The organism is Citrobacter sp. EC_71 (assembly GCF_019584005.1).
GTDB classification, from domain to species: Bacteria; Pseudomonadota; Gammaproteobacteria; order Enterobacterales; family Enterobacteriaceae; genus Citrobacter; species Citrobacter werkmanii.
In genome coordinates this window covers 211,410-236,452 of record NZ_VDAY01000004.1, presented here as the reverse complement: position 1 = coordinate 236,452, position 25,043 = coordinate 211,410, and the positions used below count along the sequence as shown (strand labels likewise).

Below are 25,043 nucleotides of genomic sequence, written 5' to 3'. Positions count from 1 at the left end.
AAAAGGGAGAAACCACCGAATAACATCGATAATCTCTCCCGTATTAGTTTGACCCAACCAATTCTTATTAGAAGCTTAATGGTAAACGTAAGTATAAATCCCATCTTCACCTAAAATCTGTGCGTCACATGGTAATTTATCCAAGCACCACGAAGGAATCTTACGTACCTTTGCTTTATGCAAGGTGATAACTTGACGCCTGCTTTTAATTCGTAGTTTTGGCTTGTTTGGTTGTTGTTTTAAACTTTCACAAACAGACTTAATAACTTCATAGCGTTGCTGAAAATCAATCATTATCACCTCATAATTCAATTTTCCACCTCAAATAGCCTTTGCGTATTTCTGAGAAATCTTCGTTAACTGCTCAATATCAGCCTTTAGAGCAATCTTCTTAGCATTCTCGTATTCACTAACAAGCTCTTTCATAGCTTTAAGGTGGTTAGCAAGTTCTTTCTTGGCAGAATCAATCCCCTTGTTACGGGCTTTTAAGATATTCTGTTTAGCCATCTCATTTAGTTCTTCCTGAGTTTTGTCAGTCATATAAATGAAGGAACCACTACCACGAGAAGCTTTAACAATCTTAGCGACCCTAAAACCTTCAGGAATATTATTAATCACGTCTGCAATTTGCTCAGGGAAAACGCCGTAACCATCATTATCTTCATACTGGAAATAAATATATGGCTTTTGTTCAATTTCATCTTGAATTTCAAAATCAGTAGATTCAATAGCTGCCTGAAGCTGAGTAACCTTGTCATAAGTAGCATCAAGCTTAATACGCTGTGATTTCAGCAGTGGGTAATATTCACGCTCAAGATTTAACAGTGCATCACCCTTACATACATCCGGCATATCTACCACTTCAGGGTAGACATTGATAATCTCATTCGGAAGTCTTGATTCTTTCTCTTGCTTTTCCTGAATAAGCTTATCTGCTAAATCTTCTTGCATTCTTAAAAGTGGATGTGAATCACCGTTTAAATTAACTCGTTCATAAGCTGGTTGTCTGCTATCAGCTTCTCTTTCATGTTCATTCCTAATCATTTAATTCACCTCGTTGTCTATTTATTTCATGTTTCATAGAAGCACCCTCAATAGCATTCGTGGAGGTGAATCTGAAGCGAGTGAGTCGCTATCAAAGGTGCTTTTATCAAACTGAAAAGCCCTAAACAGTTTTCTGTAAAGGGCTTGATGAATTTTCTTATAAACGTTTCGAAAGCAGGCAAATACTTTCTTCAAAGGCTCTCTAATAAAAACCCTTGAAGAAAAGCCCTAATCAATCTTAGGGCAAATTAAATATACCTGTAGGATATATAAGGAGCGTAAGCAATAGTTCTTAGAATAGCCTCTCAAGCGTGGGACTTAAAAGGCTATGAAAGCAAGCATTGCACTTACCAGAATATCCAATCCACTAGATGTTTTGTTAAAAGAAAATAGAGAGAATTGCTCTCCCACACTTAAAATTATGGCATATTTGAGGTTATTTGTCAACATGCCTTTAACAATCTGGTAACATCAATTTGTATTAGCTGCGTTACCAATCAGGCAGCCAACCAGTAAACCAAGCATTGTCCAGAGAATAACAAGCGTCATTGCATCACCTTGCTGTAAGGGTTTAATTCATTCTGATAGGTCAGGAATACATTCAGCTTCAGTAATTGCTCAGGGCTTAAATCAAGTCGATTGCATTCATCCGTGATAAAGCTCTTATTGTGTGGGTCTGTTACTACCAGCCTGTGAACATAGTCACCAATCTTAATTGTGTTGATGGTGTGTTTGTCGATACAACTTGAAGCTTCAAAGCAATTCATGAAATGCACGTTAAACCCTGACCTGTTCAGGTCAATCAACCAATTCATAGTTTCCTGGTCAATTAATACTGTCATTGGATAATTCATTTTTAAAATCCTTTCTGTATCGCATTCTGAGACGTTTTAACCCCCTTTTCAGGGGCAGGTAATGTCTATATACCACCCACCCTAAATTGAGGGGTAAAAATCGCTTAGAATGGCGCTGAGAGCGCCTGAGAGAGCTAAAATCGTTTTTGTTCAAATGTCTCGGACTTGTATTAGGTATCAGGAAGCACCTTCACCCCAATAACCTAATTCAACCTTGTGTTTCTCAAACCATCCCGGTGTAACTGCTGTTCTTAGTGTTTCGTTTGGGCTGGTGGCTTTAATGAAAATATCTTTGGGATTGTGAATGTCACCGAATCCATTTTCTTTAATAAGAAGGTCTGAAACGTACTCAATCATTTTATCCGTGTGGTAATTAAACGTGATGCATAGCATTAAACCTCCATAGATAACTTGTGAATCTTGATACTCATCAATCGGGCAATATCAATCTTAAAGCTGTTTAGTCCCTTCAGAATATCTAAAGCATCCTGAGTAATTCGGATATGTTTACGACCTTTAGAAACTGGATGCTTTAACAAATCCGATTCAGTGACCTCTTTAGTAATTGCAAGTTGCATAACAGTTTGATGAGGTAGGTTGGTTGCTTGTTTAATTCTGTTAAGTTCGTTAAAGGCTTCTTCTGAAATCCTTGTAAGTGTGTGTCTGTTCATTTTAAAATCCTCCTAAAATTAGATAAGGGTCAAATTCAAAGTCTGTTTGTTCGTTTTCCATTGGTTCGATATTTCCAACGGTAATGTGATGTTCAACAATGCTAATTAATTTCGCGCACATCACAGCAAGCAACGCACAATAGGCATCAGTTGGTAGTTCATGGCTAAGTCTGGTTGCTTGACGCTGAAGATGATTTGTCACAGTGGATGAGTTAATTTCATCAAGATTCTTTAGAAGATAAAATAGTTTTTTGTTATATTTCGGGTGACCTTCACTTCTACAGAATCCAATAAAAATATCATCAAGCTTGCTTGGTAATTGCTCGTAGCTGTCAAAGTTAGCCAGATAATTTTTAACAGTATTCTTCGTGCTCTTTCTGGTTGGCATATAACGGTTCCTCGGTGTAATTGCCCGAATTACTTCGTCAATGCCTTTGCGTTCTGCTCTGGTGAACTTGGGTACTTCGTGGCTGGTGGGGGTGTCTGTGTAAGCGTAGGAGTTGTGTTTGTTGCGTTCTTTTGATGCCTGAAGCATCGCTCTAAATCCTGCATCGTTCATTCATATTCTGACCCTCATAAGATGTTATTATTCTGTTAACTCAATACATATAATACTAGCATTTTCAAGGGCTAATGTCAAGTATTTTCGTAACAATTTCTTAACATTTGTGGTATAATGGGTTTATGAGAGAGGAAAAATATGAAGCGTGGCTATCGGGAATGGTCACATGTTTTGCATTGCACACAGAAGGTACATTGAATGTTTAACCTCCCTCAAGAATTGGGGTCATCTGATTTATGGGCTGGTGGGGGTATGGGTCTGTTCGCAGGCTTACTGCTTCGCTATGTCATTGTCAGGGTGTTCATCGTGTTTCGGTTATTCGGTCGTGAATGGTCGTTTGACTTGAAAGACAGAAGTCGTGAAGACAACCACCAAGACCCGTCTTAACCCAATCACTCCCGCCTCTGAAATATTTTTAGCTGGTGGGTAGTGAAACCTCTTGACAAAGCCGGAAAGCTGTATATTTCAGTTAGTCACATCAAGCTATCAAGTTGACAGTTTCTAGAAAAAACCCTTATTAATCAATGAGCTGTAATTAGCCAATATAATAGCTGTTCAGCTTCTTCACAGAGAATTTCAAAGGTTAACTTCACCCATAGAGCGACACCCCAGAAAGGGAAGCTCCCTTCCTAACCGACCTCTTAGCACATACCTTAAATACTGGTTTAGCATTTAGTGCTATTTATTAGGTTTAGCACTTTTTGCTAAAGACAGACCTCTTGACAAATGTTAAGATTTTTGATATACCCCTCTTAACAGACTCTTAAGAAGCTTTGAAAGGTCTGTTTAACAGGTCACTACCTTCGGTTTCATGGTTCTCTTCTTTCTAGGTAGTTATCTGTTAAGTTCTTTTCAGTATCTCTTACAGTCACTGTTAAGGCAGAACCTACCTTCGGTTTCATGGTTCTCTTCCTCCCGTTAAACACTCTTATCAAGCCCTTTGCATAATCACTACCAAGAATCTTACAAGATACTATCCAGACCTCTTGTAGTTGACCTGATACAGAAACATTACAGACATGCTCTCTAGGTTCTGTGTATCTCATTTAGTGGGAAGAGAGGGATATGGTAACCATAGGGATCCCTCACGTTATACAGGCTTCTATGCTGGTTAAAATCTATACAGGAAATATCCAGATTCTGAAAATTTTTATAAAATCGTAGTAGCCCCCTTTGAATCTCATCTTTCCCGAATCTTCGAAAATATCTGTATGTCTGCTAAGTACCCGTCACTACGTCTAAGCCGTCCCCCTTGCAAAATCTCAAAATATCATTGACCTTCTATGTGAATTGCTATAAAGGCGTCTCCATCTCTTAAGCGTACCGATATAGCATACTAAAAAGGTATAGCTAAGCCCCTGTAAAAACCGTACCGATTAGCCTTGTAAAACACCTTATCGGTACGATATACTCAATCCATCAAATGAGTAAGGCATATGAGTATATTATGGGCAACATTGGCTATATTCGAGTTTCATCAGTACAGCAAATTACAGACCGTCAACTTGAAGGGGTCACACTGGATAAGGTATTCATTGACAAGGCATCTGGAAAGAATACAGACCGACCACAACTAAAAGCTATGCTCGACTATGTTCGTGAAGGTGATGTTATCCATGTACATGACCTGTCACGTTTAGGGCGTTCTACCGTGGATGTACTAACGCTGGTGGATAAACTCTCACAGAAAGGTATCAAGGTTCACTTCCACAAGGAAGGTCTGATAACTGGTGACGATAACCCCACGTCTAAGATGATTCTCACAATCTTTTCAGCGGTAGCTGAAGCTGAACGTAAGATGATGCTTGAGCGTCAACGAGAGGGCTATGAAGCTGCTAAAGCTGCTGGTCGTGTAGTTGGAAGGGGTAACGGTAAAGCGGTTGACAGAGAAGGTATTAAGGCCGCTCTGGCTGCTGGTCAGTCAATTGCTAAAGTAGCTGCACAATTCAACGTTGCTAAGTCAACTGTGCAGCGTATTAAGTCTGAAGCATAACTATTCGTTTTCAAGGCTTGATGCTTTACCCATTTCATCAAGAGACTTTTGTGTTTGATAAGTGCTTCTGGCTTCATCAAGAAGACTTTTGTTCACTGATTCTTTGACCAATGACCTAAAATCTTCGTCTGTATACTTGCCGGAATCCACACCTTTAACAATGTCCTCTATTTGGACAATCAACTGAAGAGATGCTTCTATCTGACTTTGAATCTGTGAACGTTCTGATTTCAATTGAGCAACTTCCACTTCAATGCTCATCATGTCCTCCCGTAAAGATTCCACTCTTTCTTCCATCTCTTTAGTATTTATTTTTTCCCTCTCCTTCTCCTGCACGACTTTCTCGATTTCCAGATTCTGCTTTGCTAACTCCATCTCTTCCAGCTTATCAGCCTTAACTTTTCTCTTTATCTTTATTTCAAGCGCTTTTGACTGAAGCCACATAGAGGCTTGATTTATGTACGGGAAGATAGACGACAACACGAATCCAACCAAGCATGGGAGAATTAAGTACCTAATGTAGAAAAAATCAGATGCGGTAATCTGGTGAATACGGACTTCCACCGGAGCCTTGCTAAGGCACATCACTGCAATGTGTTTCCAGTTAAATCCTATCCACGAAAGAATGATATATCCCCATAATGGGCTTGACAGTCTCTCTTTTAGTCCCTGCATAGTTGAACCCACAACACTATCTTCACTCATCTTATCACCACTTAAAGTTTTGAAATCGAGGGTAATGTTATAGTGAACAGCTTAATTTAGGGAGTGAATTTTATTGCAGCAATCGTTATATAGACCTGTATATGACACTTTTTAAGAGTCGAGAGAGGGACGACTAACACCCGCTACAGTTCCCTAAACAGAGGCTGTACGGATTCTTTAAAGATATCAATAACTTAGGTTACTTAGCGTTGGTGTAGGGGCTTGGAAAATACTGCATAGATACTGTAGAAAACTGCTTAGATACTTGGAAATATACCGTTAAATTGCATAAACATTCACCTGATAAGACCTGTAAATAACAGGTAACTTAAAGTTGACGCAATCGCTCCTTCAACCTGACCATCAGACCACTCATAGAGTCATAAATCCTCATAAAAGGTCTAGGCTTTGAAAGTGTGTAGAAGTCTTTAAATTTAATCTTCTTCAACTCAGCATTGATATCCATAGAAGTATCGAGAGTTAGGTACACCATATTATATCTAACTGTCACTTCATCCCTTACACGCTGCATGTCTTCAGACAACACACCACGCCTAACAATCTCAGATATTGCGTTGTTAAAATCTCTTGCGTTTTTCCAAAACTCACTGTGTGCATTCATCTGCTTCTCAACCAGTTCAGCAGAGGCTGGACTTAACTTAATATCCATTGCATCCATTAGCAGATATGAGGATACAAAATGGTCAAACTCTTCTTTGGTCTTGTAGAGATTTGCTTTCACTTCCCAGAATTGCTCATTACTTATGATTTCAGGATTGGGTGACATCAGACCTTCCTGATTCTGGAATACTCGATTCGACTCTTCAGCATAACGCAGGATTTTTGAGTATCTTTTATGCAGGTCATGAACCTCTCTAAAGAAAGATTCAGCATTATCCAATCCTTTATTTTTTAACCAATCATTAGCTTTTAATGCAGCCCATACAGCAGTACCAGCCATAGTGATATCAGCTATCGTGCTTAAGATGTCGGTAGTGTTGCTCATCCTTTCATGCCCTGAAAACTCAATCGGTTAACTATCTTAACGCTCTGGGGAGTTGTAAGGAACATCAATTGAAGATGATGTGAGATGAACATCTAAAGAAAACCGAATAGACTTCATTCAAGGGTCATTGAAGTCATAATCGTTTCAGTTAAAAAACCAGGCCCTGATTTTAAATGCAAATAGCAATCATATTCAATAAGGTCTGGACGGTAAGCTGCATTTAAAACACGATTTTATGTAAAAAAACCTTCATGACAATGTGGTCTTAACAAATCCGTTATCTTTACGTTGCAGTTGACATGCCTTTCCAATAACGTAATTAACGACTTTTACCGATTAAGGAGCTCTACCCGTGCTGTACGTTATTTATGCTCAAGATATCGCAGACTCTCTCGACAAACGCCTTTCCGTGCGCCCTGCTCATCTGGCCCGTCTGCAACTCCTGCATGACGAAGGACGACTGCTCACGGCAGGACCGATGCCAGCCGTTGACAGTAACGATCCAGGTGTCGCGGGTTTTACCGGCTCGACGGTGATTGCAGAATTTGAATCTTTAGAAGCAGCGCAGGCGTGGGCAGAAGCCGACCCCTATGTGGCTGCTGGCGTGTACGCACAGGTTTCTGTGAAACCCTATAAGAAAGTATTTTAAAAACAGAACGAAAGCAGACATTGGGCACCACCAGCGGTGCCCTTTTGAGATCAGATACTGTGGATTGCAAACAGCAACGAGTTACGTTGATGATTCAGAATACACTTTCTGATGGTATGGATACGCATGTTACGACGCGATTGTCCTTCAAGCCAACGTGCTTTACGGCGGCTAGCCTGACGCTGCATCCGCCAGCGTCCCACTTCCGTTCTACTACGCTTCATGTTAACTACTCTTCCAGTCACTGAGCGGCCATTATAACGCCACACCGAATGCAGACCAGAGGTTTTCCCGTGTTTTTATTTGCCAGATTTATCCTGATGCGTAAACTCTTAACAATACGCTTTCAAAAGGATTTTTAAATTTATGACAACCTTCTACACCGTGGTGAGTTGGCTGGTCATTCTGGGTTACTGGGTACTCATTGCTGGCGTCACATTACGCATTCTAATGAAGCGACGCGCAGTGCCCTCCGCAATGGCATGGCTGTTGATCATCTATATACTGCCATTGGTAGGGATCATAGCTTATCTGTCCTTCGGTGAACTCCACCTGGGTAAACGCCGCGCCGAACGCGCCCGGGCAATGTGGCCTTCCACGGCCAAATGGCTGAACGACCTCAAAGCCTGTGAACATATTTTTGCACAGGAAAACAGCAGCGTTGCTTCTTCATTATTTAAGCTGTGCGAGCGTCGTCAGGGAATCGCCGGCGTTAAGGGGAATCAACTGCAACTGCTCACCAGTTCCGATGACGTGATGCAGGCGCTGATCCGTGATATTCAACTGGCGCGTCATAACATCGAGATGGTGTTCTACATCTGGCAACCGGGTGGTATGGCCGATCAGGTTGCCGAATCGTTAATGGCGGCCGCCAGAAGAGGCGTTCACTGCCGCCTGATGCTGGACTCTGCCGGCAGCGTGGCATTCTTCCGTAGCCCGTGGGCGGCGATGATGCGTAATGCGGGTATTGAAGTTGTCGAAGCCCTCAAGGTTAACCTGATGCGTGTGTTTTTGCGCCGAATGGACCTGCGCCAGCACCGTAAGATGGTGATGATCGACAACTATATTGCTTATACCGGCAGCATGAACATGGTCGACCCGCGCTTCTTTAAGCAGGATGCGGGCGTGGGGCAATGGGTCGATTTGATGGCGAGAATGGAAGGTCCTGTTGCCACCGCGATGGGCATTGTCTACTCCTGCGACTGGGAAATTGAAACCGGGAAACGCATTTTACCCCCGCCGCCGGACGTCAATATCATGCCGTTTGAGCAGGCCAGCGGTCACACCATTCACACTATCGCCTCGGGTCCTGGTTTCCCTGAAGATTTGATCCATCAGGCGCTATTAACTGCTGCTTATTCGGCGCGTGACTATTTAATTATGACCACGCCCTATTTCGTCCCCAGCGATGATTTACTACATGCGATCTGTACAGCAGCACAGCGTGGGGTCGACGTCAGTATCATTCTTCCGCGGAAGAATGATTCCCTGTTGGTTGGCTGGGCAAGCCGGGCCTTTTTCACCGAGCTGCTGGCCGCGGGCGTCAAAATCTATCAGTTTGAAGGCGGCTTGCTGCACACCAAGAGCGTACTGGTTGATGGAGAACTGAGCCTGGTCGGGACCGTTAACCTGGATATGCGTAGTTTATGGCTGAATTTTGAAATTACACTGGTTATAGATGATGCCGGGTTCGGGGGCGACCTCGCCGCTGTGCAGGATGATTATATTTCGCGTTCCCGCCTGCTTGATGCCCGATTGTGGGTAAAACGACCTCTCTGGCAGCGGATCGCCGAGCGACTGTTTTACTTCTTTAGCCCGTTGCTGTAAAACGTGCCCATCAGACAGTAAACAGGTAGTCATTATGGATATGGATTTGAACAATCGTCTGACTGAAGACGAAACGCTTGAGCAGGCTTACGATATTTTTCTCGAACTGGCTGCGGACAACCTCGATCCGGCAGATATCATTCTGTTCAATTTGCAGTTTGAAGAGCGCGGCGGTGCAGAATTATTTGACCCGGCGGAGGACTGGCAGGAACATGTCGATTTTGACCTGAATCCTGATTTCTTTGCCGAAGTGGTGATTGGTCTGGCTGATACAGAAGACGGCGAGATTAACGATATTTTTGCCCGCGTTCTGTTGTGTCGCGAAAAAGATCACAAGCTCTGCCACATTCTCTGGCGCGAATAATTAAAAAAAGCTGCTCTCGCAGCTTTTTTACTTTTAGCCCGGTAATTTGCTTCCGCACCGGTTACAAAACTGCGCGCTGTGCTCATGCTGGCTCTGCTGACACTGAGGACATTTACGCTGATTCTGCCGATGCTGGAACGCACTGCTCATATGCGTCGTTATCAAACCTGTCGGGATCGCAATCACGGAATAACCGATCAAAATCAGCACTGACGCTACCATGCGCCCGAGCGGCGTGTGGGGAGTAATATCACCATAGCCGACGGTGGTTACCGTGACAATGGCCCAATACACTGACGCATTCAGCGTACTAAAGCCATATTTGGGCCCTTCTATCAGATACATCAGCGCGCCGAAAACAATCATCAGAATGGCAATAAATGAATAGAACAGGATTAGCTGATGACGGGCGCTTTTTATTGCGCTCCAGAATATACGCAGAGAAGGCATAAAGCGCAGCAATTTGAGAATTCGCAGTACGCGCAGGACACGCATCGCCCGCCAGGCGAAAACATAACTCAGACTGATTTCCGGCCATAACCACATCACATACAGTGGCAAAATGGTGGCAAGATCGATAATCCCCCAGAAGCTAAAGACATATTTAGCGGGATTGGCCCAGCAGCATAATCGCAGCAGATATTCGATAGTAAAGACCAGAGTGATAAAGACTTCCAGCCAGACAAATACGCGCCATTCCTCAAAGGTCAAATGGTATTGCGTCCCGACCCCGGACTCAACGAAGATAACAATCACGCTGAGCAGCGCGAACAGTGCGCACATACCTTCAAAACGGCGCCCCGAGCGTGTGTCTAAATCAAATAATGTACGATAAAGCGTACGGCGAACAGAAGAAACTAAGCCAGACACAAATACCTCACCAAAAAGAAGGGCTGACCTTTGTCAGCCCTCACGATTATAGCGGGTCTACTTTCAGGCAGGAAACGGCGTGTCGAAAACTGCCTTCGAGAACCGGGCGTGTTTTTGCACACTCTGGTCCGGCAATCGGGCAGCGCGTACGGAACACACAGCCCGAAGGAGGATTAATCGGCGACGGCAACTCGCCTTCCAGCAACTGGATAACTTTGTTCCTTTCCATATCCGGATCGGGGATCGGCACAGCAGACATTAGCGCTTTGGTATAAGGATGTAGCGGATTATGGTACACCTCGTCATAGGTGCCTAATTCCACCGCGTGTCCGAGATACATCACCAGTACGCGATCGGAGATATGCTTAACCACCGCCAGATCGTGGGCAATGAAAATTAATGACAGCCCCATTTCACGCTGTAGCTGCTGCAAGAGGTTTACGACCTGGGCCTGAATGGATACGTCCAGCGCAGAAACCGGTTCATCACAGATAATCAGTTTCGGTTCGAGAATCAGCGCGCGGGCAATACCGATACGCTGACATTGGCCGCCGGAAAACTCATGCGGGTAACGGTTAATCAGGTTTGGCAGCAACCCAACCTTCATCATCATTGCCTTCACGCGGTCACGGACTTCCTGCCCCGGCAGTTTCGGATGATAAGTCCGCAGCGGCTCGGCAATAATTTCACCAATGGTCATACGCGGATTTAATGACGCCAGCGGATCCTGGAAAATCATCTGAATATCACTGCGCACCTCACGCCATTCATCAGGTTTCATCCCCAGCAAATCTTTACCCAACCAGGCGACCTTTCCATCAGTGGCTTTCACCAGACCGATAATCGCCCGAGCAAAGGTCGATTTTCCGCAGCCGGACTCCCCCACCACGCCTAAGGTTTCACCTTCATACAATCGCAGGGTCACGCCATCAACCGCTTTGAGGGATTTAGACGGTTGCCAAAACCACTGCTTGCCGTCTTTAATGTCGAAATGGACCTTTAAATCGGCAATTTCAAGGAGTACTTTTCGTTGTTCGATGACCGTATTCATACCAGTTCCTCCACCGGTTTAAAGCAGGCGCGCAGGCGGCCCGGGCTAAACTCTTCCAGTGGCGGAGCACTGCTACAGATTTCCATCGCATGCGGGCAGCGGGGCTGGAATGGACAGCCTTTTGGCAGACGCAGCAGGTTCGGTGGGTTGCCCGGGATAGTCAACATCTCTTCCCCTTCAGCGTCCAGACGAGGTACGGCATTCAGCAAACCAATTGAATACGGATGAACGGGCTTATAAAAGACATCCCGTGCGCTGCCATATTCCATGGTTCGTCCGGCGTACATCACCAGCACTTTGTCACAAATACCGGCGACAACCCCCAGATCGTGGGTGATCATGATAATTGCGGTGTTGAATTCGCTTTTCAGTTCATTCAGCAGCGTCATAATTTGCGCCTGTACCGTAACATCGAGCGCGGTAGTCGGCTCATCGGCGATCAATAATTTTGGTCTGCACAGCAGCGCCATGGCGATCATTACGCGCTGACGCATTCCGCCAGAGAATTCATGCGGATACATTTTCATGCGCTTGCGCGCTTCCGGCATTTTCACCGCATCCAGCATTTTTACTGACTCTTCAAACGCTTCTGCTTTACTCATGCCTTTATGCAGCATGAGAACTTCCATCAGTTGCTCTCCGACCCGCATGTACGGATTCAGAGAGGTCATCGGATCCTGAAAAATCATTGAGATTTGCTCGGCGCGCAGTTTGTTCAGCTCATGCTCCGGTAAATTCAATATTTCACGCCCGTTAAACGTAGCGGAACCTCCGATACGGCCATTCGCCGCCAGCAGCCCCATCAGGGCAAACGCGGTTTGCGATTTGCCCGAACCGGACTCACCCACAATACCCAACGTTTCTCCGGCTCGCAGGGAAAAGTTTAAATCGTTTACTGCAGTAACATCGCCATCGGGGGTGGCGAACGTCACGCGCAGATCCTTAACGTTCAGCAGTGCGTTAGCCTGTTGTTGCGCGAGCGGCGCGGTTGCGGTCTCAATTACGCTCATGGCGGCGCTCCTTAACGGTCTTTCGGGTCGAGGGCATCACGCAGGCCATCGCCAATAAAGTTAAAACAGAACAAAGTAACCACCAGGAAACCGGCCGGGAACAGCAGCAGCCATGGCGATACTTCCATTGAGTTGGCACCATCACTCAGCAGCGCGCCCCAACTACTTAACGGTTCTTGCGTACCTAATCCCAAAAAGCTCAGGAAGGATTCAAACAGAATCATGCTCGGCACCAGCAATGAAGCGTATACCACCACTACGCCCAGCACGTTCGGCACAATATGACGGATAACGATGCGTACGGTAGATACCCCACCCACTTGTGCTGCTTCAATGAACTCTTTGCGCTTGAGACTCAGCGTTTGTCCACGCACGATACGTGCCATATCCAGCCAGGAAACCATCCCGATAGCGACAAAAATCAGCAGAATGTTTTGCCCAAAGAAGGTCACCAGCAGAATCACGAAGAACATGAACGGGAAGGAGTTGAGGATTTCCAGCAGGCGCATCATCACCGAGTCGATTTTGCCGCCGAGATAACCTGACAAAGAACCATATAGCGTGCCAACCACGACCGCCACCAGCGCCGCGGCAATACCGACCATCAGCGAGATGCGCCCGCCAATCGCCACACGCACCAGCAGGTCGCGACCCGATGAGTCAGTGCCAAAGTAGTGCCCGGACTCCATATCCGGCGCGCTGGACATCATTCCCCAGTCGGTATCGAAGTAGGTAAACTGCGACAGCATTGGCGCCAGCGTCACAAACAGCGCAATAATCACCAGCACTACCAGGCTTGCCACCGCCGCGCGGTTATGCATAAAACGTCGACGCGCGTCCTGCCATAGGCTGCGACCTTCAACCTCCAGCTTCTCACTGAAATTTTCCAGCGCCTCGCTGTTTTTCTTACTTAACATCATAGCGAGCTCCAGTATCAGTAACGAATCTTCGGATCGATAACGGCATACAGCACATCGACAATCGCATTAAACACAATAGTCAGCGTACCGACCAGAATGGTCAGACTCAGCACCAGCGAATAGTCGCGGTTTAAAGCGCCATTCACGAACAGTTGCCCAATGCCCGGCAAACCATAGATTGTTTCAATAACCATTGAGCCGGTAATAATGCCGACAAACGCGGGCCCCATATAAGACAGCACGGGAAGCAACGCCGGCTTTAACGCATGGCGGAAAATAATCCGCCGCATCGGCAGTCCTTTAGCTCGCGCGGTACGAATAAAGTTTGAGTGCAGCACTTCAATCATCGAGCCGCGAGTAATACGGGCGATACTGGCGATATAGGCGAGCGATAACGCCACCATCGGCAGGATCATAAATTTCAACGCCCCGCCGTTCCAGCCACCGCCGGGCAGCCATTTCAACGTTATGGCAAATATCATGACCAATAAGGGAGCAACGACGAAACTGGGAATAACCACCCCGGTCATCGCGATCCCCATAACCGTGTAGTCCCAGCGCGTATTTTGCTTCAGTGCGGCGATCACCCCAGCGCTAACGCCGACGAGCACCGCCAGAATAAATGCCGCAGCGCCAAGCTTCGCTGACACCGGAAAACTTGAAGCGACAAGGTCGTTAACCGTGTAATCTTTGTATTTAAAGGATGGTCCAAAATCACCATGCGCCAGCTGTTTCAGGTAGCTGAAATACTGTGTGGAGATGGGATCGTTGAGATGATATTTCGCTTCAATATTAGCCAGCACTTCTGGCGGCAATGCGCGTTCACCGGTGAATGGACTACCCGGCGCAAGGCGCATCATAAAGAATGAAATCGTAATAAGAATAAACAGCGTCGGAATCGCTTCCAGACAGCGACGTAATATGAATTTTAACATTGCCCGTACCTTCTGGCGTGTGCCTTTACACCTCTTCTACCCAGATCTTCAGGTAAAGAGGTGTTAATAGTTCGAAGAAAAAGACACTGTGGGGCAAAATGATTGCCCCACGTCTTGCCATTAATGCTTGATAATATACAAGTCTTTTACATGGATATTATCCATCGGGTCTTTACCGGAGTATCCGCCAACCCATGGTTTCACCAGGCGGGCGTTAACATAGTAATAAACCGGTACAATCGCAGAATCTTTATCCAGTTGCTGCTCCGCTTTCGAATACAGCTCACTACGCTGCGTTTCATCAGTCACTTTCAGGGTATCTGCAATCAGCTTGTCAAATGCAGGGCTCTTATAGTGAACGGTGTTGTTCGAGCTGTCGGACAGCACCATATTCAGGAAGGAAGTTGGTTCGTTGTAATCCGCGCACCAGCCCGCACGTGAAACATCATAGTTGCCCTGATGGCGCGTATCGAGGAATGTTTTCCATTCCTGATTTTCCAGCTTGACGTTAGCGCCCAGATTTTTCTTCCAGATAGAAGCTGCGGCGATAGCCAGCTTCTTGTGCAGGTCTGAGGTATTATACAGCAGGTCAAAGGTCAACGGTTTTTCAGCGGTATAACCGGCTTCAGCCAGCAGTTTCTTCGCTTCTTCATTACGTTTTTCCTGTGACCATTTGAACCACTCTGGCTCGACCAGTTTCGCGCCATCGGTGTAAGGAGGGGTAAAGCTATAGGCAGGCAGGTCGCCCTGATTTTTCACTTTGTTGACGATGATGTCACGATCCATCGCCAGCTTCAGAGCGGTACGAACACGAACATCGTTGAACGGTGCTTTCTGGTTGTTGATTTCGTAGTAATAGGTGCACAGATACGGGTCAACGTGAACTTCGTTCGGGATCTCTTTTTTCAGTTTCTGGAATAACTCGATCGGCATGTTGTTATAGGTCATGTCGATTTCACCGCTGCGATAGCGGTTAACGTCAGTCACTTCAGAAGAAATTGGCAGGTAGGTCACCTGGTTAATAACGGTTTTGGCGTTGTCCCAGTAGTTGGTATTACGCTCAAGCACAATGCGCTCGTTAACCACCCAGTCCTTCAGTTTATACGCGCCGTTAGTGACAATGTTCGCGGGCTGGGTCCACTTATCACCGTATTTTTCTACGGCGGCTTTAGGAACCGGTGAAACGGAAGAGTGCACGAGCAGTTTGTAGAAATAAGGAACAGGTTCGCTCAGGGTGACTTCAAAAGTATGATCGTCAATCGCTTTCACACCGAGATCGGTGACCGGCTTTTTACCGGCGATGATGTCATCAATATTGACGATATGGCCGTACTGCAAATAACTGGCGTACGGTGAGGCAGTATTTGGGTTCGCCAAACGTTGCCAGCTATACACAAAATCTTGCGCGGTAACAGGCGTACCGTCAGACCATTTAGCATCTTTACGCAGATGGAACGTCCAGACTTTAAAATCTTTATTGTCCCATTTCTCAGCCACGCCCGGCGATGGTTTGCCATCGACATCGCTGATTAATAAACCTTCAAACAGGTCCCGGCTAATGTTGGATTCCGGCACACCTTCAATTTTATGAGGATCGAGAGACTGAACTTCCGAACCGTTATTACGCACCAGAGTCTGCTTTTCAGCAAGCTGCACACCCGCTGGCACAACTGCCGCCGTGGCCACATTTCCAGCGATTAGCGCAGTGAGGATCCCCGCAGCGACTAAACTTTTTTTAGTGATGATCGTCATTGTGTTTGTACTCCCTCATTATTATGGCTGGTTTTTTAACCAGACTGTTAATCCTGTCAGGATCCCTGTACGGCACCGGAGATTTTCTGCCGTCAGGTGGTTTATTGTTTTACTGCTTGCTATCACCGACTTTATTTATTCTGGCGATTCGTACGACCGCCTTGCGTCGATTATCTACGTGTCTCCCCTGCCGGAAACACGCTATTACCCTGTTGAGAGAAAGAAATTGAAAATCATTCTCATCAACATCAATTCTTCTGCCAAATACCTGGCCGGAAAGTACCAAATGCGTTTCTTCACCGCCAATACATTTTACAAATTTGTTAACCAATTCTCTTTTATTAGAAATAAATGTTACTAACAAAGGCTTGCGAATGAAAATCCATAACAATAAAACATTAATAATCAACTAATTGCCTGATTAGCATGGTTGACTCCCCTGTCCGGTCTCAACCCCATGCCAAAATGCACATAAATTTAACAATTGGTTATTAATTAGCACATTCATCTAAAAAAAACGCTGAAATAACTAATAACATTTCGATAATCCCACAGCAAGCCCCAGAGTATGATGTTAATAAAATAACAGCAATATCGTGCTCCCTCTGACGCAGCGCTGAGTGTTATATCCATAAAATCAATGAATAACTAAGTCGTTAACCATCAGCATTTTTCATTATTGTTATGCTGATTATCAACGTTAGTGAGAAGTTTTACTGATAATGAAAGGAAGCGGAGCCTGCAGCGGCTCCGCTTGTACTGAAGAAGGAATATCAGGCAAGCAAACCGGGGAAAATGGATTTGATACCAGTAACAATGAATTCAATCCCTAAGGCCATGAGTAACAGCCCCATAATACGCGTAATAACGTTGATCCCCGTTTGCCCCAGCAAGCGCACTAACCACGGCGCCATGCGAAACAGCCCCCAACAACACAAGGCAAACAACGCAATCGCGATAAAAAAGCCAAACAGATTAATCGCACTGTGGTAACGCGTCCCCCAAACGATGGTCGAGCTAATTGCCCCCGGTCCCGCCATCAGGGGCAATGCCAACGGCACCACGCCAATGCTTTCACGAATGGCGGTTTCTGATTTTTCCTGTTTGTTCTGCTTATCTTCGCCAAGTTTGCCACTAATCATCGACATCGCGATAGTCACAACCAGAATACCGCCGGCAATCCTGAACGAATCTATAGAGATACCGAAAAGTTGCAGGATACCGTCGCCCAGGAACAGCGAAGTCCACAGGATGATAGCGACCGACAGGTTTGCCGTGAGATTGGTTTTGTTTCGCGCAGCCGCAGTTTGGTAGCTGGTCATACTGATAAAGACAGGGATGATCCCTACCGGGTTGACCAGGGCAAATAACCCAATAAAAAATTTAAAATAAACAGGAAAATCAAATAGCGTTTGGATCACGGTTAGCTCCGAAGCGTTAGCCGGATAAAATGAGTCATAAAAATTGGAAAAATCCGCGCTGAAGATACGCCTTTTGTCAGCATACTTCACCTTCTATCTGCGTATATCTACGTAAATACGCTACTAATACTTAGTGTTATTAATATGTATTAAATATGCTAATGTGATTAGCATTCACCACCTCAATTTTTTAACACTTACCGAGAAACGCTAAAAGGGCCTGCTGAAAGGTGTCAGCTTTGCGAAATCTTGATCCAGATCACGCAATTACTACTCAGAAGTGAGTAACCTTGCTTACGTCCCCTGGAGGTAAAGCGTAAAAGTTATCTGGCGCTTGCGTATAAGCTCTTTTAGTAAATCAAGGTAAAGTGGACGTTAATTAACCGTTTGATTTTCAAACCGTTACACAAATTTTCGTCGGTCTGTCTATACTCTCGTATCGAGCAGATGATTTACTAAAAAAGTTTAACATTATCAGGAGAGCATTATGGCTGTTACTAATGTCGCTGAACTTAACGCACTTGTAGAGCGCGTAAAAAAAGCCCAGCGTGAATATGCCAGTTTCACTCAAGAACAGGTTGACAAAATCTTCCGCGCCGCCGCTCTGGCTGCCGCAGACGCTCGAATCCCTCTCGCGAAAATGGCCGTTGCCGAGTCTGGCATGGGCATTGTCGAAGATAAAGTGATTAAAAACCACTTTGCTTCTGAATACATTTACAACGCTTACAAAGATGAAAAAACCTGTGGAGTGCTGTCTGAAGACGACACTTTCGGTACCATTACTATTGCTGAACCGATTGGTATCATCTGCGGTATCGTTCCAACCACTAACCCGACTTCTACTGCTATCTTCAAATCGCTGATCAGCCTGAAGACCCGTAACGCCATCATCTTCTCTCCGCATCCGCGTGCTAAAGATGCCACTAACAAAGCTGCTGACATCGTTCTGCAGGCGGCAATCGCTGCTGGCGCGCCGAAAGACTTGATCGGCTGGATCGATCAACCTTCCGTAGAACTGTCTAACGCGCTGATGCACCATCCGGACATCAACCTGATCCTTGCGACCGGTGGTCCAGGCATGGTTAAAGCGGCATACAGCTCCGGTAAACCGGCAATCGGCGTAGGCGCAGGTAACACCCCTGTTGTTATCGACGAAACCGCTGATATCAAACGTGCTGTTGCATCTGTTCTGATGTCTAAAACCTTCGATAACGGCGTAATCTGTGCTTCTGAACAGTCTGTTGTCGTGGTTGACTCTGTATACGACGCAGTACGTGAGCGTTTCGCCACTCACGGCGGCTACCTGCTGCAGGGCAAAGAGCTGAAAGCTGTTCAGGACGTTATCCTGAAAAATGGCGCGCTGAACGCCGCTATCGTTGGTCAGCCAGCCTACAAAATTGCTGAACTGGCAGGCTTCTCCGTACCAGAAACAACTAAGATTCTGATTGGTGAAGTTAAGGTTGTTGACGAAAGCGAACCGTTTGCTCACGAAAAACTGTCTCCGACGCTGGCTATGTATCGTGCGAAAGACTTCGAAGACGCAGTGGACAAAGCTGAAAAACTGGTTGCGATGGGCGGTATCGGTCATACCTCTTGCCTGTACACCGACCAGGATAACCAGCCAGAACGCGTTGCTTACTTCGGTCAGATGATGAAAACCGCGCGTATCCTGATCAACACCCCTGCTTCTCAGGGTGGTATCGGTGACCTGTACAACTTCAAACTCGCACCTTCCCTGACTCTGGGTTGTGGTTCCTGGGGTGGTAACTCCATCTCTGAAAACGTTGGTCCTAAGCACCTGATCAACAAGAAAACCGTTGCTAAGCGAGCTGAAAACATGTTGTGGCACAAACTTCCGAAATCTATCTACTTCCGTCGTGGCTCTCTGCCAATCGCGCTGGATGAAGTGATTACTGATGGTCACAAACGTGCGCTGATCGTGACCGACCGCTTCCTGTTTAACAATGGCTATGCTGACCAGATCACCTCTGTTCTGAAAGCGGCTGGCGTTGAAACCGAAGTGTTCTTTGAAGTTGAAGCTGACCCGACTCTGACCGTTGTTCGTAAAGGCGCTGAGCTGGCTAACTCCTTCAAACCAGACGTGATTATCGCGCTGGGTGGTGGTTCCCCGATGGACGCCGCGAAAATTATGTGGGTTATGTACGAACACCCGGAAACCCACTTCGAAGAACTGGCGCTGCGCTTTATGGATATCCGTAAACGTATCTACAAGTTCCCGAAAATGGGCGTGAAAGCGAAAATGATCGCCGTCACCACCACTTCCGGTACCGGTTCTGAAGTAACACCGTTTGCGGTTGTGACCGACGATGCAACCGGTCAGAAATATCCGCTGGCTGACTACGCCCTGACCCCGGATATGGCGATTGTCGATGCCAACCTGGTGATGGATATGCCGAAGTCCCTGTGTGCGTTCGGTGGTCTGGATGCCGTTACTCACGCTCTGGAAGCTTACGTTTCCGTACTGGCTTCTGAGTTCTCTGACGGTCAGGCTCTGCAGGCGCTGAAACTGCTGAAAGAAAACCTGCCAGCGTCCTACCACGAAGGTTCCAAGAACCCGGTAGCCCGTGAGCGTGTACACAGTGCAGCGACCATCGCCGGTATCGCATTTGCGAACGCCTTCCTGGGTGTATGTCACTCCATGGCGCACAAGCTGGGTTCTCAGTTCCACATTCCTCACGGTTTGGCGAACGCCCTGCTGATCAGCAACGTTATTCGTTACAACGCGAACGACAACCCGACCAAACAGACAGCATTCAGCCAGTACGACCGTCCGCAGGCGCGTCGTCGCTATGCTGAAATCGCCGACCACCTGGGTCTGAGCGCACCGGGCGACCGTACTGCCGCGAAAATCCAGAAACTGCTGGGCTGGCTGGACGAAATCAAAGCTGAACTGGGTATTCCTAAGTCTATCCGTGAAGCTGGCGTGCAGGAAGCTGACTTCCTGGCACACGTTGACAAACTGTCTGAAGATGCGTTTGACGACCAGTGTACTGGTGCTAACCCGCGTTATCCGCTGATTGCTGAGCTGAAGCAGATTCTGCTGGATACCTACTACGGCCGTGAGTACAGCGAAGGTGAAACCACCGCTAAGGCTGAAGCAGTAGCTGCACCGAAAGCTGAGAAAAAAGCGAAGAAATCCGCTTAATTCCTTCAGAAAAGTTTTAGTCTGACTATAAACGGTCCCTTTTCGGGACCGTTTTTTTTGTGCCTTACACGACCAAAATCAGGTAATACCTGACTCAACCACTTGTAAGATATGGCCTGATGAAGATTACTTGCAGGGAGGAAGCCAGGATGGCGTCAGAAGAGCGTGTGACAGGGTAGAGACACGCATGAATAGTTGTGGCCTACCCTGTGTTTATAAGCGCCCAGAAGCGCATAGGGTTAATCGTGGCTGTGTCGTTCTTGTATTGCCGTCAGAGAGCCTTCAGACTGCGCTTGCTTATAATGCTTACGGCATACCGACACATAGCGCTCGTTTCCGCCTATAACCACCTGCTCGCCTTCGTTAAAAGGTCTTCCGGCCTGATCAAGACGTAGCACCATGCTGGCCTTACGGCCACAGAAGCAAATAGTTTTTAATTCAACCAGCTTATCTGACCACGCAAGCAGGTATTCACTGCCGCAGAATAGCTCACCACGAAAATCGGTGCGTAAACCGTAACACAACACGGGAATATCCAGCCGATCGACAACTTCAGATAATTCATAAACCTGTTGTCGCGTCAGAAACTGAGACTCATCAACCAGTACGCAGTGAATTCTTTGCTGCTCATTGTCGGCACGAATCTCTTCGAACAATGATGAATTTTGGTTAAACAATTTTGCAGGTGACGACAGACCTATACGTGAACTTACTTTTCCAGTGCCAAAACGGTCATCAATTTCCGCTGTATATACAACAGCGCGCATTCCACGCTCCTGATAATTGTACGAAGATTGCAGCAATGCAGTCGACTTACCGGCATTCATTGCAGAATAGTAAAAATATAGCTGTGCCATTGACCGTAGACCCTCATCTGGGGAAATAAATATGGGCTGGATTGTATCATATTTCACGAACATGTCGGTGCAGCGTTGTCCCGAAAGACGTATAAAGGCGCGTACCGACTCGCTCAGTGCCGCCTTAATAACCAGAAAATGCAGGTGCCCTTTATGGGTGGGAGTATGATAGCGCGGCGTCTTAGCCCAAACAGCCGGAGCCGTACCGTATATACACATTCTTTCACAAATAGTGCTCATGAAATTGATCGGCCTCGCTTATCAAGCGTCGACAATTAAGAAACCGTTCCCTTATTGTTATTGAATCTCCCCACCGCCGCCATGTAATAGCGAATTCACGTAAGCAAAACTAATACAAAAGGTTGAAATCACTGCAAAGTGATACTATTTGCACACGATAAAATGTGACCTGAATCTTGAATTTTTACTCTCAGCCGTTGAGAAGCCCCCCCACCAATAAGCCTTTTTTATGCCCAACATCGCTGAGAATTTAAGACAGAGGAATTAATTCTGATACTAAATAAAGCGCAATTTTGAATTCCTTACATTCCTGGCTATTGCACAACTGAAATTATCGCTCTATTATTAGCTCAACAAACCACCCCCAATATAAGTTTGAGATTACTACAATGAGCGAAGCACTTAAAATTCTGAACAACATCCGTACTCTTCGTGCGCAGGCAAGAGAATGTACTCTGGAAACGCTTGAAGAAATGCTGGAAAAATTAGAAGTTGTAGTTAGCGAGCGTCGTGAAGAAGAAAGCGCTGCCGCTGCTGAAGTTGAAGAACGTACTCGTAAACTGCAACAATATCGTGAAATGCTGATTGCTGACGGCATTGATCCGAACGAACTGTTGAATAGCATGGCTGCTGTTAAATCTGGCACCAAAGCTAAACGCGCTGCGCGTCCGGCTAAATATAGCTATGTTGACGAAAACGGTGAAACTAAAACCTGGACTGGCCAGGGTCGTACACCGGCTGTGATCAAAAAAGCGATGGAAGAACAAGGTAAGCAACTGGACGATTTCCTGATCAAGGAATAATTCAGAAATAGTTTGCTTAAAATCCCGCCCTGGCGGGATTTTTTTTACCTGTACTTCGCATGGCCCCTTACCCGGATTAGGTATAAAAAAACGGCGCTGGATTAACAGCACCGTTCTGACCTGATAATTACTGGTGGTTACTTCTTAATACCCATCTCTTCTTCCAGCCAGGCCTTAAATTCAGCGCCGAGGGTATTATGGCGAATACCATATTCAACGAACGCCTGCATATAGCCCAGCTTATTACCGCAGTCATGGCTTTTGCCCTTCATGTGATAGGCTTCAACCGTTTCTTTTTCAATCAGCATATCGATAGCGTCAGTCAGCTGAATTTCGTCGCCTGCTCCCGGAGGCGTTTTTGCCAGCAGAGGCCAGATATCCGCACTGAGAACATAACGCCCCACAACCGCCAAATTAGACGGCGCTACATTAGCTTTCGGCTTTTCAACAACGCCAACCATTGGCACGCTTTCGCCCGGCGCTAATTCAACGCCTTTACAATCCACTACGCCATAAGCGGTAACATCTTCTACGGGTTCAACCATAATCTGGCTGCTGCCAGTTTCATCAAAACGATGAATCATTTCGGCCAGGTTTTCGCGGGATAAATCTGATTCGTATTCATCCAGAATTACGTCTGGCAGGATAACCGCAACCGGTTCATCGCCAACAACCGGGTGCGCGCACAATACTGCGTGTCCCAGACCTTTAGCCAGTCCCTGACGTACCTGCATAATAGTGACATGCGGTGGACAAATAGATTGCACTTCTTCCAGCAGCTGACGTTTTACACGTTTTTCCAGCATAGCTTCTAGCTCAAAGCTGGTATCAAAGTGGTTTTCAATGGAATTTTTAGACGAGTGAGTTACAAGTACAATTTCAGTGATACCCGCAGCAATACATTCGTTTACCACGTACTGAATTAATGGCTTATCAACCAACGGTAGCATCTCTTTCGGGATTGCCTTCGTAGCCGGTAACATCCTGGTTCCTAATCCCGCAACCGGGATAACGGCCTTTTTGACTTTTGAATTAATAGCAGCCATTTAAAACTCTCCTGGACTGTTCATGTATTGAACGTGTTCATCAATCTGTATCGCATCCAAGTATATCAGTACAGCGGTAAGCCTCTGGTCTGAAAAGGACGCACGTCGGTATAATTAAGACAAATACGAATAAATCTGGCGCTGATAGTAGCACTCGCAGCATGAGGGAGGTGAAGCAATTTCATTCCTCCCCCGCTCAATTGTTCATTCCGCAGACAACATCAGGCGCAGGCGACCACCCGCCCCCCAAATTTGGCACTGCCATGACTCGCAGCGCTGGCTCAACTGATTAAGATAGGTATTGCCGAGCGTTCCCAGCGGTACGCCATTGCTGATTTGTACCTGATGGGAACCCGTATTTAATGTCGCATTCAGTCCTGCTGATACCAGAATCAGGTTTTTTAACCCGCTGTGGTAATACCCTACCAGCAAAGGAAACTGGCCGGGTAAATTAGCCTGACGCAGCAAATGGTTCACCTGTTTCAATAACGCACCTAACTCTGGCAACCGCTGATTTTGTTGCGTCAGCTGCTCCTGCAACAAGCCGTTAAATAAGGCTCGCAGTAATAATGCGGCCAGCACGCCATTATCCCCTGCCCGCGTGACATCCAGACAATAAAAAGCAAGGTCGTGATCCGACAGCGGCGCAATATCCAGCACCAGTCCCGGTTGATCGGCGGCAACCAATTGCCGATAGTTTATGCGACATTGTGAAATCACTTGCGATACTGGAGGCTGTAACTCCTGCAGCAGCTTAGCTGCAGCAGCAGGATCGTCCACCATGGCATCCCAGTCGCGAAACAGCCGCTCTTCTTCTTCAACCCGTGAATTGAACATATTGGGATACAGGCACGCAAAAACCGTTTCTCGCAAGCGATTAAGATCCTTCACCGGTTTCAGAAGAACATCGTCCACACCAAGTCGCAGCGCTTTGGCTATATCAGACATGTTTTCCGTCGCTGAAATCACCAGTATCGGCGTTTGATCGCCTCGATTGCGTAAATACTCAACCAGTTTAAGACCGTTCATGCGTGGCATAGCCAGATCGCAGATCATTAAGTCAGGCGTAAAGTGACCTAGTAAGTCCAGTGCTTCAAGCCCATCGCCGGCCACCGCTGTTGTCGCTCCCAAAGAGGAAAACCATGAATCCATGAGTGAGCGGAATACCGGCTCATCCTCAACGATAAGAATCTGTTTTCCGACCAATGGCTGCGTCATATTCTCCCCCCTGACTGGCTTTAATAAATAGTGGCATGCTATTGCTACTCACGCCTGTCAGATTTAACTTAAGTATTGA

Annotated in this window: 26 protein-coding genes; 6 read left to right on the top strand and 20 right to left on the bottom strand. The window is 46.3% G+C overall.

Going from position 1 to position 25,043, the window contains the following annotated elements; genetic code table 11:
- Positions 1-75: 75 nt before the first annotated feature.
- The 6 genes from FHD02_RS06230 to FHD02_RS06205 form a co-directional block, all read right to left on the bottom strand.
- Positions 76-294: a hypothetical protein gene (locus FHD02_RS06230; RefSeq protein ID WP_220393703.1), complete on the bottom strand. Its 219-nt coding sequence runs from the start codon at positions 292-294 to the stop codon at positions 76-78.
- Positions 295-321: 27 nt separating this feature from the next.
- On the bottom strand, positions 322-1,044 hold the full coding sequence (locus tag FHD02_RS06225; RefSeq protein WP_220393702.1) for a transposase: 723 nt from the start codon (positions 1,042-1,044) through the stop codon (positions 322-324).
- Between the two features lie 545 nt (positions 1,045-1,589).
- A complete protein-coding gene (locus FHD02_RS06220; protein ID WP_220393701.1) occupies positions 1,590-1,898 on the bottom strand; it encodes a hypothetical protein in 309 nt (102 codons plus the stop codon).
- Between the two features lie 177 nt (positions 1,899-2,075).
- Complete coding sequence (locus FHD02_RS06215) at positions 2,076-2,291, bottom strand: hypothetical protein (protein WP_220393700.1); 216 nt, start codon at positions 2,289-2,291, stop codon at positions 2,076-2,078.
- Positions 2,291-2,569: a hypothetical protein gene (locus tag FHD02_RS06210; RefSeq protein ID WP_220393699.1), complete on the bottom strand. Its 279-nt coding sequence runs from the start codon at positions 2,567-2,569 to the stop codon at positions 2,291-2,293. The genes FHD02_RS06215 and FHD02_RS06210 overlap by 1 nt, the downstream gene beginning before the upstream one ends.
- Before the next feature lies 1 nt (position 2,570).
- Positions 2,571-3,128, bottom strand: coding sequence for a hypothetical protein (locus FHD02_RS06205; protein WP_220393698.1), 558 nt, complete (start codon positions 3,126-3,128; stop codon positions 2,571-2,573).
- Between the two features lie 1,450 nt (positions 3,129-4,578).
- Here FHD02_RS06205 and FHD02_RS06200 point away from each other — a divergent pair.
- Complete coding sequence (locus FHD02_RS06200; protein WP_220393697.1) at positions 4,579-5,124, top strand: recombinase family protein; 546 nt, start codon at positions 4,579-4,581, stop codon at positions 5,122-5,124.
- On the opposite strand, the gene FHD02_RS06195 is transcribed toward FHD02_RS06200, so the two are convergent.
- A complete protein-coding gene (locus FHD02_RS06195; protein ID WP_220393696.1) occupies positions 5,125-5,829 on the bottom strand; it encodes a DUF724 domain-containing protein in 705 nt (234 codons plus the stop codon).
- Positions 5,830-6,157: 328 nt separating this feature from the next.
- The gene (locus FHD02_RS06190; RefSeq protein WP_220393695.1) at positions 6,158-6,835 is read right to left on the bottom strand and encodes a hypothetical protein; all 678 of its coding nucleotides are present in this window, start codon (positions 6,833-6,835) and stop codon (positions 6,158-6,160) included.
- Positions 6,836-7,187: 352 nt separating this feature from the next.
- Here FHD02_RS06190 and FHD02_RS06185 point away from each other — a divergent pair, with 352 nt between their 5' ends.
- Complete coding sequence (locus tag FHD02_RS06185) at positions 7,188-7,484, top strand: YciI family protein (protein ID WP_006684292.1); 297 nt, start codon at positions 7,188-7,190, stop codon at positions 7,482-7,484.
- A 50-nt stretch (positions 7,485-7,534) separates the two neighbouring features.
- Here FHD02_RS06185 and FHD02_RS06180 read toward each other — a convergent pair whose 3' ends face one another.
- Entirely contained in the window at positions 7,535-7,708 is a 174-nt protein-coding gene (locus tag FHD02_RS06180) for a YciY family protein (protein WP_094301000.1), read from the bottom strand.
- Between the two features lie 142 nt (positions 7,709-7,850).
- On the opposite strand from FHD02_RS06180, the gene cls reads away from it, so the two are divergent.
- Together cls and FHD02_RS06170 are read left to right on the top strand one after the other, a co-directional pair.
- Positions 7,851-9,311, top strand: coding sequence for a cardiolipin synthase (gene cls / locus FHD02_RS06175; RefSeq protein ID WP_220393694.1), 1,461 nt, complete (start codon positions 7,851-7,853; stop codon positions 9,309-9,311).
- 34 nt (positions 9,312-9,345) lie between these two features.
- On the top strand, positions 9,346-9,675 hold the full coding sequence (locus FHD02_RS06170; protein WP_003020691.1) for an HI1450 family dsDNA-mimic protein: 330 nt from the start codon (positions 9,346-9,348) through the stop codon (positions 9,673-9,675).
- A gap of 33 nt (positions 9,676-9,708) precedes the next feature.
- Here the strand turns inward: FHD02_RS06170 and FHD02_RS06165 are convergent, their stop codons facing one another.
- The 8 genes from FHD02_RS06165 to ychE form a co-directional block, all read right to left on the bottom strand.
- On the bottom strand, positions 9,709-10,545 hold the full coding sequence (locus tag FHD02_RS06165; protein WP_042308053.1) for an ion transporter: 837 nt from the start codon (positions 10,543-10,545) through the stop codon (positions 9,709-9,711).
- A 46-nt stretch (positions 10,546-10,591) separates the two neighbouring features.
- Entirely contained in the window at positions 10,592-11,596 is a 1,005-nt protein-coding gene (gene oppF / locus FHD02_RS06160) for a murein tripeptide/oligopeptide ABC transporter ATP-binding protein OppF (RefSeq protein WP_061381235.1), read from the bottom strand.
- Complete coding sequence (oppD, locus tag FHD02_RS06155; RefSeq protein ID WP_038641097.1) at positions 11,593-12,606, bottom strand: murein tripeptide/oligopeptide ABC transporter ATP-binding protein OppD; 1,014 nt, start codon at positions 12,604-12,606, stop codon at positions 11,593-11,595. Before oppD ends, oppF begins: the two co-directional genes overlap by 4 nt.
- A gap of 11 nt (positions 12,607-12,617) precedes the next feature.
- Positions 12,618-13,526 carry an oligopeptide ABC transporter permease OppC gene (gene oppC / locus FHD02_RS06150; RefSeq protein WP_008784950.1) on the bottom strand — a complete coding sequence of 303 codons (909 nt, stop codon included), beginning with the start codon at positions 13,524-13,526 and terminating at the stop codon, positions 12,618-12,620.
- A 14-nt stretch (positions 13,527-13,540) separates the two neighbouring features.
- The gene (oppB, locus tag FHD02_RS06145) at positions 13,541-14,461 is read right to left on the bottom strand and encodes an oligopeptide ABC transporter permease OppB (protein ID WP_061381234.1); all 921 of its coding nucleotides are present in this window, start codon (positions 14,459-14,461) and stop codon (positions 13,541-13,543) included.
- A 120-nt stretch (positions 14,462-14,581) separates the two neighbouring features.
- Positions 14,582-16,213, bottom strand: coding sequence for an oligopeptide ABC transporter substrate-binding protein OppA (gene oppA, locus FHD02_RS06140; protein ID WP_137370621.1), 1,632 nt, complete (start codon positions 16,211-16,213; stop codon positions 14,582-14,584).
- 109 nt (positions 16,214-16,322) lie between these two features.
- Complete coding sequence (locus tag FHD02_RS06135) at positions 16,323-16,622, bottom strand: hypothetical protein (protein WP_220393693.1); 300 nt, start codon at positions 16,620-16,622, stop codon at positions 16,323-16,325.
- A 364-nt stretch (positions 16,623-16,986) separates the two neighbouring features.
- Positions 16,987-17,634 carry an NAAT family transporter YchE gene (ychE, locus tag FHD02_RS06130; protein ID WP_038643209.1) on the bottom strand — a complete coding sequence of 216 codons (648 nt, stop codon included), beginning with the start codon at positions 17,632-17,634 and terminating at the stop codon, positions 16,987-16,989.
- A 487-nt stretch (positions 17,635-18,121) separates the two neighbouring features.
- Between ychE and adhE the strand changes: the two genes are divergently transcribed.
- Positions 18,122-20,800, top strand: a complete 2,679-nt coding sequence (gene adhE / locus FHD02_RS06125) for a bifunctional acetaldehyde-CoA/alcohol dehydrogenase (protein WP_038641104.1) — start codon at positions 18,122-18,124, stop codon at positions 20,798-20,800.
- A gap of 239 nt (positions 20,801-21,039) precedes the next feature.
- Here the strand turns inward: adhE and tdk are convergent, their stop codons facing one another.
- Entirely contained in the window at positions 21,040-21,657 is a 618-nt protein-coding gene (gene tdk, locus FHD02_RS06120; protein WP_220393718.1) for a thymidine kinase, read from the bottom strand.
- Between the two features lie 629 nt (positions 21,658-22,286).
- Here tdk and hns point away from each other — a divergent pair.
- A complete protein-coding gene (gene hns / locus FHD02_RS06115) occupies positions 22,287-22,700 on the top strand; it encodes a histone-like nucleoid-structuring protein H-NS (RefSeq protein ID WP_003020723.1) in 414 nt (137 codons plus the stop codon).
- A gap of 137 nt (positions 22,701-22,837) precedes the next feature.
- Here the strand turns inward: hns and galU are convergent, their stop codons facing one another.
- Both galU and rssB read right to left on the bottom strand, forming a co-directional pair.
- Complete coding sequence (gene galU / locus FHD02_RS06110; RefSeq protein ID WP_038641107.1) at positions 22,838-23,746, bottom strand: UTP--glucose-1-phosphate uridylyltransferase GalU; 909 nt, start codon at positions 23,744-23,746, stop codon at positions 22,838-22,840.
- Positions 23,747-23,950: 204 nt separating this feature from the next.
- Complete coding sequence (gene rssB / locus FHD02_RS06105) at positions 23,951-24,964, bottom strand: two-component system response regulator RssB (protein ID WP_038641109.1); 1,014 nt, start codon at positions 24,962-24,964, stop codon at positions 23,951-23,953.
- Between the last annotated feature and the right edge of the window lie 79 nt (positions 24,965-25,043).

Excerpts from the sequence above, each read along its gene's own strand:
- FHD02_RS06230 (WP_220393703.1), bottom strand. The coding sequence starts at position 294 with ATGATTGATTTTCAGCAACGCTATGAAGTTATTAAGTCTGTTTGTGAA.
- FHD02_RS06225 (WP_220393702.1), bottom strand. The coding sequence starts at position 1,044 with ATGATTAGGAATGAACATGAAAGAGAAGCTGATAGCAGACAACCAGCT.
- FHD02_RS06220 (WP_220393701.1), bottom strand. The coding sequence starts at position 1,898 with ATGAATTATCCAATGACAGTATTAATTGACCAGGAAACTATGAATTGG.
- FHD02_RS06215 (WP_220393700.1), bottom strand. The coding sequence starts at position 2,291 with ATGCTATGCATCACGTTTAATTACCACACGGATAAAATGATTGAGTAC.
- FHD02_RS06210 (WP_220393699.1), bottom strand. The coding sequence starts at position 2,569 with ATGAACAGACACACACTTACAAGGATTTCAGAAGAAGCCTTTAACGAA.
- FHD02_RS06205 (WP_220393698.1), bottom strand. The coding sequence starts at position 3,128 with ATGAACGATGCAGGATTTAGAGCGATGCTTCAGGCATCAAAAGAACGC.
- FHD02_RS06200 (WP_220393697.1), top strand. The coding sequence starts at position 4,579 with ATGGGCAACATTGGCTATATTCGAGTTTCATCAGTACAGCAAATTACA.
- FHD02_RS06195 (WP_220393696.1), bottom strand. The coding sequence starts at position 5,829 with ATGAGTGAAGATAGTGTTGTGGGTTCAACTATGCAGGGACTAAAAGAG.
- FHD02_RS06190 (WP_220393695.1), bottom strand. The coding sequence starts at position 6,835 with ATGAGCAACACTACCGACATCTTAAGCACGATAGCTGATATCACTATG.
- FHD02_RS06180 (WP_094301000.1), bottom strand. The coding sequence starts at position 7,708 with ATGAAGCGTAGTAGAACGGAAGTGGGACGCTGGCGGATGCAGCGTCAG.
- cls (WP_220393694.1), top strand. The coding sequence starts at position 7,851 with ATGACAACCTTCTACACCGTGGTGAGTTGGCTGGTCATTCTGGGTTAC.
- FHD02_RS06170 (WP_003020691.1), top strand. The coding sequence starts at position 9,346 with ATGGATATGGATTTGAACAATCGTCTGACTGAAGACGAAACGCTTGAG.
- oppF (WP_061381235.1), bottom strand. The coding sequence starts at position 11,596 with ATGAATACGGTCATCGAACAACGAAAAGTACTCCTTGAAATTGCCGAT.
- oppD (WP_038641097.1), bottom strand. The coding sequence starts at position 12,606 with ATGAGCGTAATTGAGACCGCAACCGCGCCGCTCGCGCAACAACAGGCT.
- oppC (WP_008784950.1), bottom strand. The coding sequence starts at position 13,526 with ATGATGTTAAGTAAGAAAAACAGCGAGGCGCTGGAAAATTTCAGTGAG.
- oppB (WP_061381234.1), bottom strand. The coding sequence starts at position 14,461 with ATGTTAAAATTCATATTACGTCGCTGTCTGGAAGCGATTCCGACGCTG.
- oppA (WP_137370621.1), bottom strand. The coding sequence starts at position 16,213 with ATGACGATCATCACTAAAAAAAGTTTAGTCGCTGCGGGGATCCTCACT.
- adhE (WP_038641104.1), top strand. The coding sequence starts at position 18,122 with ATGGCTGTTACTAATGTCGCTGAACTTAACGCACTTGTAGAGCGCGTA.
- tdk (WP_220393718.1), bottom strand. The coding sequence starts at position 21,657 with ATGGCACAGCTATATTTTTACTATTCTGCAATGAATGCCGGTAAGTCG.
- hns (WP_003020723.1), top strand. The coding sequence starts at position 22,287 with ATGAGCGAAGCACTTAAAATTCTGAACAACATCCGTACTCTTCGTGCG.
- galU (WP_038641107.1), bottom strand. The coding sequence starts at position 23,746 with ATGGCTGCTATTAATTCAAAAGTCAAAAAGGCCGTTATCCCGGTTGCG.
- rssB (WP_038641109.1), bottom strand. The coding sequence starts at position 24,964 with ATGACGCAGCCATTGGTCGGAAAACAGATTCTTATCGTTGAGGATGAG.